This is a genomic window from Stenotrophomonas sp. TD3, assembly GCF_001939825.1.
Taxonomy (GTDB): domain Bacteria; phylum Pseudomonadota; class Gammaproteobacteria; order Xanthomonadales; family Xanthomonadaceae; genus Stenotrophomonas.
In genome coordinates this window covers 298727-310310 of the sequence record NZ_MOYM01000003.1, presented here as the reverse complement: position 1 = coordinate 310310, position 11584 = coordinate 298727, and the positions used below count along the sequence as shown (strand labels likewise).

At 69.2% G+C, this 11584-nt stretch carries 11 protein-coding genes; 10 read left to right on the top strand and 1 reads right to left on the bottom strand.

The window, feature by feature from the left end:
* The first annotated feature begins 60 nt into the window (after positions 1-60).
* The 6 genes from BKE09_RS21035 (at position 61) to BKE09_RS21010 (ending at position 7712) form a co-directional block, all read left to right on the top strand.
* Positions 61-711 carry a DsbA family protein gene (locus BKE09_RS21035; RefSeq protein ID WP_075677811.1) on the top strand — a complete coding sequence of 217 codons (651 nt, stop codon included), beginning with the start codon at positions 61-63 and terminating at the stop codon, positions 709-711.
* A 35-nt stretch (positions 712-746) separates the two neighbouring features.
* Positions 747-1754, top strand: a complete 1008-nt coding sequence (locus BKE09_RS21030) for a cyclase family protein (RefSeq protein WP_075677809.1) — start codon at positions 747-749, stop codon at positions 1752-1754.
* 219 nt (positions 1755-1973) lie between these two features.
* Entirely contained in the window at positions 1974-2588 is a 615-nt protein-coding gene (imuA, locus tag BKE09_RS21025; RefSeq protein WP_075677807.1) for a translesion DNA synthesis-associated protein ImuA, read from the top strand.
* 9 nt (positions 2589-2597) lie between these two features.
* Positions 2598-4007 (top strand): DNA polymerase Y family protein, encoded by a 1410-nt coding sequence (locus BKE09_RS21020; protein ID WP_075677805.1) that lies wholly within the window; start codon positions 2598-2600, stop codon positions 4005-4007.
* A 6-nt stretch (positions 4008-4013) separates the two neighbouring features.
* Positions 4014-7124 carry an error-prone DNA polymerase gene (locus BKE09_RS21015; RefSeq protein WP_075677803.1) on the top strand — a complete coding sequence of 1037 codons (3111 nt, stop codon included), beginning with the start codon at positions 4014-4016 and terminating at the stop codon, positions 7122-7124.
* Between the two features lie 81 nt (positions 7125-7205).
* On the top strand, positions 7206-7712 hold the full coding sequence (locus tag BKE09_RS21010; protein WP_014037575.1) for a hypothetical protein: 507 nt from the start codon (positions 7206-7208) through the stop codon (positions 7710-7712).
* A 134-nt stretch (positions 7713-7846) separates the two neighbouring features.
* Here the strand turns inward: BKE09_RS21010 and ptsJ are convergent, their stop codons facing one another.
* On the bottom strand, positions 7847-9133 hold the full coding sequence (gene ptsJ, locus BKE09_RS21005; protein WP_075677801.1) for a transcriptional regulator PtsJ: 1287 nt from the start codon (positions 9131-9133) through the stop codon (positions 7847-7849).
* 76 nt (positions 9134-9209) lie between these two features.
* Between ptsJ and BKE09_RS21000 the strand changes: the two genes are divergently transcribed.
* The 4 genes from BKE09_RS21000 to BKE09_RS20985 all read left to right on the top strand — a co-directional run bounded on the left by BKE09_RS21000 (position 9210) and on the right by BKE09_RS20985 (position 11479).
* Positions 9210-9983: a YggS family pyridoxal phosphate-dependent enzyme gene (locus tag BKE09_RS21000; RefSeq protein ID WP_075677799.1), complete on the top strand. Its 774-nt coding sequence runs from the start codon at positions 9210-9212 to the stop codon at positions 9981-9983.
* Positions 9980-10681: a glutamine amidotransferase gene (locus tag BKE09_RS20995; protein WP_075677797.1), complete on the top strand. Its 702-nt coding sequence runs from the start codon at positions 9980-9982 to the stop codon at positions 10679-10681. Before BKE09_RS21000 ends, BKE09_RS20995 begins: the two co-directional genes overlap by 4 nt.
* Positions 10678-10902 carry a hypothetical protein gene (locus tag BKE09_RS20990; RefSeq protein WP_075677795.1) on the top strand — a complete coding sequence of 75 codons (225 nt, stop codon included), beginning with the start codon at positions 10678-10680 and terminating at the stop codon, positions 10900-10902. Before BKE09_RS20995 ends, BKE09_RS20990 begins: the two co-directional genes overlap by 4 nt.
* Positions 10903-10972: 70 nt before the next feature.
* Positions 10973-11479, top strand: a complete 507-nt coding sequence (locus BKE09_RS20985) for a hypothetical protein (RefSeq protein ID WP_075678336.1) — start codon at positions 10973-10975, stop codon at positions 11477-11479.
* Positions 11480-11584: the final 105 nt, after the last annotated feature.

Sequence of the window (11584 nt, the reverse complement as noted above, 5' to 3'; positions counted from 1 at the left end):
CTGTTTCAGCCATGCCGCGCTGCCTAATCTGCCGCCTCCCCTCTCACCGATGGCAGGCAGATGTCTTCCGTTCCTTCCCCCGCCACCGCAGCGCCGGTGGTCGATTTCTTCCACGATGTGGTCTGTGGCTGGTGCTTCGTGCTGGCCCCGCGCCTGCAGCAGGTCTCGGCCGAACTCGGCATCCAGGTGCGTCACCGCAGCTTCGTGCTGCAGGACTCGCGCGCGCAGATGGTCGAGGTGTTCGGCTCGATGGAGCGCGCCAAGGCGATCATCCTGCGCCACTGGACCGACTGCGCTGCGCATGAAGACAGCGCGCGCATCGATATCGAAGGCATGCGCGCACAGGACTTCGAGTATCCGTCCGGCTGGCTCGGCGCACTGGCCTGCCAGTCCGCCGGCATGCTCGGCGGCAACGACGCCCATGGCGCGATGTTCGATGCGGTGCAATGGGCGCACCTGCACCAGCACCGCAACATCGGCGATGCCGAAGTGCTGCTGGATATCGCCGAATCGCTGGGCCATCCCCGTGGCGCCTTCGCTGACCACATGCGCAGCGACGCAGTAGCCCGGCGCGTGCAGGCCGATCGTGCCGACGCCGCCGCCCTCGGCATCCGCTCCATTCCCACCGTGATCGGCGGCAACGGCCTGCGCCTGCAGACCCTGCCGCTGCCGCAACTGCGCCAGGCCCTGGCGCCCCTGGTCGCGGCCTGAGCCGCACCCTCCCCCACCCTGCAAGGAGATTCCCCATGACCCCACGTACCCTGGCCACCGCGCTGGCCCTGCTGCTGGCCGGCGCTGCCGCCGCCTCCACTGTATCCGCGCACGAACGCGTTCCCTCCGGCCAGCAGGTCGGCACCAGCCCCTGGGGGCCGAAGGACGAGATCGGCCGGCTCAACCTGATCACCGACGCCTCGCGCGCGGCGATCCTGTCGCGGGTCAGCGGCGGCAAGGCCTATGACCTGGCCACCGAGTACTACGTCGGCATGCCCAGCTGGCAGGATGCCGGCGACCCGCACTACCAGTTCTGGATGACCCACACCCCGCGCGGCACGGTGATGGACGACCCGATGGGCGTGGGCGAGACCATGAACCTCACCCGCAGCTACACCGGCACCGCGTTCTCGATGTACAGCCACACCGGCACCCACATCGATGCGCTGAACCACTTCGGCATCCACGGAAAGATCTGGAACGGCTTCCAGGCCGACAAGCACCTCGGCGACCGTGGCTGGAACGTCACCGGCATCGAGAAATTTCCGCCGCTGATCGCACGCGGCGTGCTGATCGATGTGGCCGGCGCCAAGGGCGTGGACATGCTGCCGGACAGCTACCGCGTCACCCGCCAGGACCTGAAGGATGCGCTGGCACGCCAGCAGGTGAAGCTGCAGCAGGGTGACATCGTGCTGATCCGCACCGGCCGCATGCGCCTGTTCGAACAGCCCAGGGCCTACATGGCCAACCCGCCGGGCATGGGCCTGGACGCGGCGCGCTTCCTGGTGGAAGACAGCGGCGCGATGATCGTCGGCGCCGACAACCTCAGCTTCGAGACCTTCCCCTCGGAGGTGTCCGACGACTACGTGCCGCTGCATACCTACCTGCTGGCCCAGCAGGGCGCGCCGATCATCGAGCTGGTGGCGCTGGACGAACTGGCCCGCGACAAGGTCTACGAGTTCGCCTTCATCGGCGGCCCGCTGAAGATCCGCGGCGGCGATGCCGCGCCGCTGCGCCCGGTCGCGCTGCCGGTCCGCCCGTAACCGGGGCCTGTGGGTGCCGACCTTGGTCGGCACTCCTTTCCCCCTTCAGCAACCTGAAACCCGACCCGCCGATTTCATTAGTAATTCTACTTACAAGGCGAGTAGCATGTCCGCTCTCAGCCCCTGATACCGGCCCGTCGATACTCGCGCCATGCCTGTCGTTTCCGCCCGTTCCTGCCGCTTCCAGCCCACCCGGCGCCTCCCCTGGAGGACCGGCTGATGGGCGCCGTCGTCGCCCTCGACCGGCTGCTGGACGGCCGCCAGTTGTGGCGTGGCCCGGCCCGCCAGGGACCGGCCAGCGACCACCTGGCCAGCGGCCACCCGGCACTGGATGCACGCCTGCCCGGCGGTGGCTGGCCGGCCAGCGGGCTGTGCGAGGTACTGCAGGCAGCGCCCGGCGTGGGCGAGCTGGCCCTGGTCTGGCCGGCGCTGGCAAAGCTGAGCCAGTGCGACCGCCCGATCGTGCTGGTCGCCCCGCCCTACCGCCCGCACGCCCCGGCCTGGGCCGCCGCCGGGCTGGACCTGGCCCAGCTGCAGATCATCCACGCCGCGCCGAAACAGGCGCTGTGGGCCACCGAACAATGCCTGCGCTCTGCGGCCTGCGCGGCGGTGCTGTGCTGGCCGCACCAGGCCGATGATCGCGCCCTGCGCCGGCTGCAGGTCGCCGCCGACAGCGGCCAGTGCCTGGGCTTCGTGTTCCGCGAGGCGCAGGCAGCGCGCAACCCCTCCCCGGCCAGCCTGCGCCTGCAGCTCGACCACGGCCAGGTACGGGTGCTGAAGTGCCGTGGCGGCCTGCCACCCGCGCAGCCGTTGCCGCTGGCCATCGCCCACTGAGGCCGCGCCATGCACTGGGCCTGCCTGTTGTTGCCGCAGCTGGCGCTGGACAGCGTGCTGCGCCTGCAACCGGATCCGCAGCGGCCACTGGTGTTGCTGCAGGGGCCGGCGCAGCGCCGCGTGCTGCGTGCGGTCAGCCCGTCCGCACGCGCAGCGGGGCTGCGCCCGGGCATGCTGCTGTCGGCCGCGCAGGTGCTGGTGCAGGACATGCACCTGCATGACTACGACCCGAACGCGGAACAGCACACCCGCCAGCTGCTGGCCAGCTGGGCCTACGCCTACAGCTCGCAGGTCAGCCTCGATTTCCCGCATGCACTGGTGCTGGAAATCGGCGCCAGCCGTGCCCTGTTCGGTGACTGGCTGACGATCGAAAAGCGCCTGCGCAACGAACTGCATGAACTCGGGTTCCGCCACCGCCTGGTGGCCGCGCCCACGGCGCATGCCGCGCGCGTGCTGGCCAACGTCCACGATGGCCTCGGCATCGATGCGCAGCAGCTGCCGGCGGCGCTGGCGCAGCTGCCGTTGCCGCGCTGCGGCCTGCCCAGCGATGCAGTGACCGTGCTCGGCCGCTCCGGGCTGCGCACGCTGGGTGCGGTACTCGAGCTGCCGCGCGACAGCCTGGCCCGGCGCTTCGCGCCCGACGTGCTGCAACAGCTGGACGCATTGCGCGGCCTGCCCACCGCGCCACTGCGCTACTACCAGCCACCGGACCGTTTCGATGCACGCATCGAATTCGAATACGAGATCGAATCCAGCCAGGCCCTGCTGTTCCCGCTGCGCCGCCTGCTGCTGGACCTGGCGGCCTTCCTGTGTTCGCGCGATGGCGGCGTACAGCGCTTCGACCTGCATTTCGAGCATGACCTGCTGCCGGCCAGCGTGCTGACCATCGGCCTGCTGGCACCCGAGCGCGATCCCGCGCTGCTGTTCGAGATCGCACGCAACCGCATGGAAGCGTTCGCCCTGCCCGCTGGCAGCCGCGCACTGCGCCTGCAGGCCGAACAGCTGCCACCGTTCGTGCCCGCCGCGCGCGACCTGTTCGACACCCGGCCGGCGCAGGCGATGCCCTGGAGCCAGCTGCGCGAGCGCCTGCGGGCGCGGCTCGGCGATGACGCCGTGCAACCGCTGGCCGTGCAGGCCGACCACCGGCCCGAGCGTGCCAGCGGCACCCAGCCTGCGGCCAAGCCACCGGCATACTGGCCACTGCGCCCCGGTTGGCTGCTGGACACCCCGCAACCGCTGCGTGACCCGCGCCTGCGCATCGTCGCCGGGCCGGAGCGGATCGAATCAGGCTGGTGGGACCAGGCCGACGCGCGCCGCGACTACTACGTGGTGGAAACCGCACACGGCCAGCGCGGCTGGGCCTTCCGTGAGCGCAATGACCCGCATGCGCCGTGGATGCTGCACGGCTGGTTCGGCTGAGCCGTCATGCACAACGAACTGCCCGGCTACGCCGAACTGCACTGCCTGTCGGCCTTCAGTTTCCAGCGTGGCGCCTCGATCGCCGAAGAACTGTTCGCGCGCGCCGCCGGCCAGGGCTACCGCGCGTTGGCGATCACCGATGAATGCTCGCTGGCCGGCATCGTGCGCGCCTGGCAGGCGGCGAAGACGCATGGCGTGGCACTGATCGTCGGCGCCGAATTCCAGGTCGAGGACGGGCCGAAGCTGGCCCTGCTGTGCACCGACCAGGCCGCCTACGCCGGCTTGTGCCAGTTGATCACCACCTGCCGGCGACGGGCCGCCAAGGGCGAATACCGCTGCCTGCGCGAGGACCTGCTCGGCCTGCCCGACGGCCTGCTGTGCCTGTGGCTGGACCGGCAACCGGCCGCCACCGACCTGGAGCTGCTGCGCACCGGCTTCGCTGATCGGCTGTGGCTGGCGGTGGAGCTGCACCACGAGCACGACGACGCGCGCCGCCTGCAGCAGCTGCAGGCTTTCGGCGAACGACACCGCCTGCCGCTGGTGGCCAGCGGCGATGTGCACATGCACGTGCGCCGCCGCCGCGCCCTGCAGGACACCCTGACCGCGATCCGCCACCGCTGCAGCGTGGCCGAGGCTGGCTGGCGCCTGTTCCCCAACGGCGAGCGCCACCTGCGCCCGCGCACCGCGCTGGCCCAGCTGTATCCGCCCGCATTGCTGGCCGAGACCCTGCGCATCGCCGGGCGCTGCCACTTCACCCTGGAGCAGCTGCAGTACACCTACCCGCGCGAGCTGGTGCCCGAAGGCCACGACCCGGACAGCTGGCTGCGCGTGCTGGTCGAGCGTGGCATCCCCTGGCGCTGGAAAGGCGGCATCGAACCGGCACAACGCAAACAGATCGAACACGAACTGGCATTGATCCGGCAGAAGAACTACGCCTCCTACTTCCTCACCGTGCAGGACATCGTGGCCTTCGCACGCAGCCAGGACATCCTCTGCCAGGGCCGTGGCTCGGCGGCCAACTCGGCGGTGTGCTTCGTGCTGGGCGTGACCGAGATCGACCCGGCGCGCAGCAACCTGCTGTTCGAGCGCTTCATCTCCGCCGAGCGCGACGAGCCACCGGATATCGACATCGACTTCGAGCACGAGCGCCGCGAGGAAGTGCTGCAGTATGTATTCAAGCGCTACGGCCGCGAGCGCGCCGCCCTGACTGCGGTGGCGATCAGCTACCGTGGCCGCAGCGCGATCCGCGACGTAGCCCGCGCGCTCGGCCTGCCGATGGACCAGGTCAACGAACTGGGCGCGGCGATGGACCATTGGGGTGGCCACGTGCCGCTGCCCGAGACCCTGCGCGAGCGCGGTTTCGACCCGGACACGCCCTTGATGCAGCGGCTGCTGGCGCTGACCGCCGAGCTGATCGACTTCCCCCGCCACCTGTCGCAGCACCCGGGCGGTTTCGTGATTTCAGAGCATCCCCTGTCGACCCTGGTGCCGGTGGAGAACGCGGCGATGGCCGACCGCACCGTCATCCAGTGGGACAAGGACGATCTGGATGCCACCGGCCTGATGAAGGTCGACTGCCTGGCGCTGGGCATGCTCACCGCCATCCGCAAATGCCTGGCGATGCTGCAGCAGCATGGCCTGCACAGCGGGCGTATGGATGCGATCCCCGACGAGGACACCCCCACCTACGACATGATCAGCGCTGCCGACACCATCGGCGTGTTCCAGATCGAGTCGCGCGCACAGATGGCGATGCTGCCGCGCATGCAGCCGCGCAATTTCTATGACCTGGTGATCGAGGTGGCGATCGTGCGTCCGGGCCCGATCCAGGGCGACATGGTGCACCCCTACCTGGAGCGGCGCCGCCTGCTGCGCGAACAGGGGCCGCAGGCGCTGGACAGCCTCGAAGAACCGCTGTATCCGCCGCAGCTGGAGCGCGTGTTCGCGCGCACCCTGGGCGTGCCGCTGTTCCAGGAGCAGGTGATGCAGCTGGCGGTGGATGCGGCCGGCTACACCCCGGGCGAGGCCGATGCCCTGCGCCGTTCGATGGCGGCCTGGAAGCGCCGCGGCGGTCTGGAGCCGCATCGCGAGAAGCTGCTGTCCGGCATGCTGAAGAACGGCTTCAGCCGCGAATATGGCGAACACCTGTTCGAGCAGATCAAGGGTTTCGGCGATTACGGTTTCCCGGAAAGCCATGCCGCCAGCTTCGCCCTGCTGACCTATGCCAGCTGCTGGCTGAAGTGCCACCATCCGGCCGCGTTCACTGCCAGCCTGATCAACAGCCAGCCGCTGGGCTTCTACAGCCCCGACCAACTGCTGCAGGACGCGCGCCGGCATGGCATCGGCGTGCTGCCGGTGGACGTGCGCCACAGCGACTGGGACTGCACGCTGGATTTCGGCAAGGGGCCAGCGGCGATCCGGCTCGGCCTGCGCCTGGTCGAAGGCTGCAACGAAGCGGCGGTACAGGCCATCATGCGCGAACGTGCGCGCCGCCCGTTCGACGATGTCGGCGACCTGTGCCAGCGCACCGCACTGGACCGCCGCCAGCAGGGCCTGCTGGCCGATGCCGGTGCACTGCGTGGACTCAGCGGCCATCGCCATCGTGCACGCTGGGATATCTCCGGCGTGGAGAACCGGCTGCCGCTGTTCGACCAGGCCCGCGCCACCGCCGAAGCCCGCGTTCCACTGCCCCTGCCCAGTGCCTGGGAAGACATGCAGGCCGACTACCGCAGCACCGGCACCACCCTCGGCCGGCACCCAGTCTCGTTCCTGCGCACGCAGCTGCGCAGCCGTGGCTGCCTGGATGCCGCGCAGCTGGCGGGCCACGGCCATGGCCGTCGCGTGCGCATCGCCGGCCTGGTACGCATGCGCCAGCGCCCGCAGACCGCCAGCGGCGTCACCTTCCTCACCCTCGAAGATGAGACCGGCATGGTCAACGCCGTGGTCTGGCGGCACCTGGCCGATCGCCAGCACCGGGTACTGGTCGATACCCAGCTGATGCAGATCGACGGCCGCCTGGAACGCGTCGATGGCGTGCAGCATGTCATCGTGCAGCGCATGCATTGCCTGGATGAACTGCTGCAGGGGCTGCGCAGCCGCAGCCGCGATTTCCATTGACGATACACGCCGTCACACAACGAACTGGTCATCAGTCCCCCGCATCCGCTATCGTCGCTGCATCCAGGGAAGGACGATACGATGCCCCGCGCACTGCTGCTGACCACGCTGGTGGTCTCCACACTCGCCCTGCTGGTTTCCGGCTGGACCGCCTGGAACCTGCATCGCAGCCAATCGCCACAGCGCATCATCGAAGCGCGCGGGCTGATCATCCACGATGGCAACGGCCAACCACGGGTGATCCTCGGCGCGCCGGTGCCCGACCCACTCAGCCGGGGCCGTACCCAGGGGCCGCGCGCCACCGCCCTGTCCGGCCTGATCCTGCTCGGCCCGGATGGCTCCGAACGCGGGGGCTATGGCACCAGCGATCGTGGCGGTGAAGCCGTGCTGACCCTGGACGATGCCAATGGCACCACGGAGGTGTTCAAGGTGGTGGCCAACCCGGACCGCGGCGCCAGCCTGATGGTCAAGCACCAGAACAACACCGGCGCCATGCTCACCTCCTGGCAGGGCAAGCCGGAACTGATGTTCGTCGATGACAGCGGCCAATCCTACTACGTGCGCCCGGGCGCCAACGCCGCGCCCTGATCTGCTTCTGTAGCGTCAAGCCATGCTCGACTGACGGTCATGTAGCGTCGAGCCACGCTCGACTGCTTCTACCAACAGCAGCCGAGCATGGCTCGGCTCTACAAACGCGAAGCAAAGTCGAGCATGGCTCGACGCTACAAGCCGCACACCGCCGCCAGGTCATCGGCCAGCGGCCGCAGCTGTGTGGCCCCCAGCGCCGCGCAGGTGATGCGCAGGCCATGCCCCGGCGCCGCCACCGCGAACACCTCGCCAGCACGCACATGCCATCCGCGCGAAGCCAGCGCCAGCACCTGCGGATGGCTGTCGGCCGGCAACGGCAGCCACAGGTTCAGCCCCTCCATCGGCAACGGCGTCGGCAGGCCACGCGCGCGCAGCAGTTCCTGCAACGACTGCAGCCGCTGCTGGTAACGCTCGCCCGCCGAGGCGATCTTCGCCCGCTGCGTTGCCGACCCCAGCACCGAGGTCGCTGCATCCTGCAGCAGGTGACTGACCCAGCCCGTGCCGGACGCCAACCGCAGCCGCAACCGCGACGCGGTCTCTTCATCACAGGCCAGCCAGGCCAGCCGCAGATCCGGGCCGAGCGGTTTGGACAACGAACGCAGCAGCGCCCAGCGCCGGCAATCCAGCGGCAGTACCGAGTGGTAGGCCTGCTGCGAGAGCAGCGCGTAGTGATCGTCGATCAGCACCGCCACCTGCGGGTAGGCCGCCAGCAACTGGCGCAACGCCCGTGCCCGCTTCGCATCCAGGCTGGCCCCGGTCGGGTTGTGCGCACGCGGCGTCAGCAACACCGCACGTGCACCGGCCTCCAGCGCCTGCCGCAGCGATTCGACCTGCATGCCATGCGCGTCCACCGCCACCGGCAAGGGCGCATGGCCCACAGCATTGAGCACATTGAGGCTGCCGAGGAAGCACGGATCCTCCACTGCGATGCGATCCCCCGGCAGCAGCCACGCCGCCAGCAGGCGTTCGATGCCATCGACCGCGCCATGGGTCAGCTCCAGCGCGTACCCCTCGGGGCAGTCCGCATCCAGCGAGGCGCGTGCCAGCGCCTGCAACCTCGGGTCGACCGTGCCCACGCCATACAGCCGTGGTGCCGCCGGGGCCAGGCGCAGGTTCGGCAACAGGCGCGGGTCCGGGTTGCCACCGGCGAGGTCCTGCAGCGCCAGCCCTGGCGTGCTGCCCTCGCGCGCCAGCATCCGCGGCAATCCGCGCACCACCGTGCCACGACGGCCCGCCGTGCTGGCCAGGCCCGTCGCATCCAATCGCTTGTAGGCAGCGGCCACCGTATTGCGGTTCACGCCCAGCTGCTCGGCCAGCTCACGCACCGGCGGCAGCACGCTGCCAGCCGGCAGGCGGCCCTTGCCGATGCCCTCGCGGATGCTGTCGAAGATCGACTCGGCGCTATACCCGGTGATTTTCATTTTGTCCTATGCCAAAATATCTCTTGTCCTGTGCCAGTGTATCCCACCCTGGCCATCCTGCATTGGAGGTGCCTGCATGCCCCTTGCCGCTGCCGACTGGCCCGTCGCCCAGTCCGTTGAACAGATCGCCGCCAACCTGGTCACGGTGCGCCAACGCATCGCCGCGGCCTGCGCCCGCGTTGGCCGTGACCCGGCCAGCGTGCGCCTGCTGCCGGTCAGCAAGACCGTCGATGACGCCCGCATCCGCATGGCGGTGGCCGCCGGTTGCCACGAACTGGGCGAAAACAAGGTGCAGGAGGCGCAGCGCAAGGCCGAAACCATGGCCGACCTGGGCGTGCACTGGTCGGTGATCGGCCACCTGCAGACCAACAAGGCGCGCTACGTGGCGCGCTTCGCCAGCGAGTTCCAGGCGCTGGACAGCCTGCGCGTGGCCGAGGCCCTGCAGCAGCGCCTGCAACTGGAAGATCGCACGCTGGATGTGTTCGTGCAGGTCAACACCTCGGCCGAGCCCAGCAAGTACGGGCTGGAACCGGAAGCCGTCGAAGCCTTCGTGCAGCAGCTTCCCGCATTCGACCGGCTGCGCGTGCGCGGCCTGATGACACTGGCCATCTTCACCCCGGAGGTCGAGCGCGTGCGCGCCTGCTTCGTGCGCCTGCGCGAGCTGCGCGACCAGTTGCAACGCACCGCCCCGTCGGGCATCGACCTGTCGCAGCTGTCGATGGGCATGTCCGGCGACTTCGAAGTGGCCATCGAGGAAGGCGCCACCGTGGTCCGCGTCGGCCAGGCCATCTTCGGTGTCCGCGCCACCCCGGACAGCTTCTACTGGCCGACCAGCGGAGCCCCGGCATGAAGCGCGCAGTCGTTCTGCAACACGTCGCCTTTGAAGACCTCGGCACCCTGCAACCGCTGCTGCTGGCGCAGGGCTGGCAGCTGCAGGTGCTGCAGGCCGGTATCGACGCGCTCGACTCCGCCGAAACCGCCGACCTGCTGGTGGTGCTGGGCGGTCCGATCAGCGTCAATGACACAGAGACCTATCCCTTCGTCACCGACAGCATCGCCCTGCTGCAGCGCCGGCTGCAGCAGCAACAGCCGACCCTGGGCATCTGCCTCGGCGCGCAGCTGATGGCCCGTGCGCTCGGCGCCGACGTCGCCGCCAGTGGTGGCAAGGAGATCGGCTTCGCACCGTTGCTGTTGACCGATGAAGGCCAGCGTTCACCGCTGCAGGCCCTACAAGGCATTCCCGTGCTGCATTGGCATGGCGAGGCGTTCGAACTCCCAGCCGGTGCCAACCGCCTGGCCAGCACGCCGGCCTGCCGCCACCAGGCCTTCGCCATCGGCAACCATGCGCTGGCACTGCAATGCCATCCGGAGCTGGATGCGCGCCAGTTCGAGCGCTGGCTGATCGGCCACACCCTGGAACTGGCGCAGGCCGGCATCGATCCGAACGATCTTCGCGCACAGGCACGCCGCTATGGCGCGCCATTGGCCGCGGCCGCCACCGCGATGTTCGACCACTGGCTGCAGGGCCTGCCGGAGCTACCGCGATGAACTATCGATTGCAGATCCACCGCGATGGCGCCCACTGGGGCCACTTCGACTGCAGCGGCCCCGATGCTCTGCAACGCATGGACGCCATCGCCGCACAGCTGCCTGCCGAACAGGGCTTCCAGCTGAAACGGCAGAAAGGTGTCGGCGAAGAGCGCATCCTGTCCAGCAATGCCGATGGCCTGCGCGTACTGGCGTCGCAGATCCAGTACCGCGACCTCTGACCCGACGATGGTGGTGCCGGCCAGCGGCCGGCACTACCCCGGCTGTTCGCCCGCATGCGAAGCTTCACGCATGCTGACCCTGCACCGCGGCAGCCACCACGGGCTGCGTGTCGCCCCGCGCTGGCCCTCCCGCCATATCCAGATCGACGCAGAGGTGCTGCAACGCCTGCTCGAGGCACAGGCACTGCTGCCTGCCGAACTGCGCCTGCTGCTCACCCGGGGCTTCGAGCCCCGCCACAGCCGCCTCGGCGGCTTCCGGCGCCTGGTGCGGCGACTCGGCATCACCCTCTTCCGCACCTGCTATCCGCAGCGGCACGATGAAGCCGATGCCATCTTCGGCGCCAACGGCCACGATATCGATGGCCGTCATATCGATGTCTCACTGGTACTGCGCGGCAAGCGGCTACGGCTGCTGCCGCTGGGCGTGTTCACCCCGCCGCGCTGGCAGGATCGTCGCGTCGCCCGCCATGCCGAAGCGGTCGCGCGGGTGAAGCACAGCCTGCAGCACTGCGGCTTCGAACTGCACCACAACCCCACCGAAGCCCTGCAGATCCACTGCGATTATCGCCCGCACTGATCCCGCGTCCGGGCAGGTGTGCCATGCCCATCTATAGATGCAAATGATTCTCTTTTGCTGTAAGGTGCAGCCGCTGCCCTTGCCGCCGCGGGCTGTTCCCTTTCC

Excerpts from the sequence above, each read along its gene's own strand:
- BKE09_RS21035 (WP_075677811.1), top strand. The coding sequence starts at position 61 with ATGTCTTCCGTTCCTTCCCCCGCCACCGCAGCGCCGGTGGTCGATTTC.
- BKE09_RS21030 (WP_075677809.1), top strand. The coding sequence starts at position 747 with ATGACCCCACGTACCCTGGCCACCGCGCTGGCCCTGCTGCTGGCCGGC.
- imuA (WP_075677807.1), top strand. The coding sequence starts at position 1,974 with ATGGGCGCCGTCGTCGCCCTCGACCGGCTGCTGGACGGCCGCCAGTTG.
- BKE09_RS21020 (WP_075677805.1), top strand. The coding sequence starts at position 2,598 with ATGCACTGGGCCTGCCTGTTGTTGCCGCAGCTGGCGCTGGACAGCGTG.
- BKE09_RS21015 (WP_075677803.1), top strand. The coding sequence starts at position 4,014 with ATGCACAACGAACTGCCCGGCTACGCCGAACTGCACTGCCTGTCGGCC.
- BKE09_RS21010 (WP_014037575.1), top strand. The coding sequence starts at position 7,206 with ATGCCCCGCGCACTGCTGCTGACCACGCTGGTGGTCTCCACACTCGCC.
- ptsJ (WP_075677801.1), bottom strand. The coding sequence starts at position 9,133 with ATGAAAATCACCGGGTATAGCGCCGAGTCGATCTTCGACAGCATCCGC.
- BKE09_RS21000 (WP_075677799.1), top strand. The coding sequence starts at position 9,210 with ATGCCCCTTGCCGCTGCCGACTGGCCCGTCGCCCAGTCCGTTGAACAG.
- BKE09_RS20995 (WP_075677797.1), top strand. The coding sequence starts at position 9,980 with ATGAAGCGCGCAGTCGTTCTGCAACACGTCGCCTTTGAAGACCTCGGC.
- BKE09_RS20990 (WP_075677795.1), top strand. The coding sequence starts at position 10,678 with ATGAACTATCGATTGCAGATCCACCGCGATGGCGCCCACTGGGGCCAC.
- BKE09_RS20985 (WP_075678336.1), top strand. The coding sequence starts at position 10,973 with ATGCTGACCCTGCACCGCGGCAGCCACCACGGGCTGCGTGTCGCCCCG.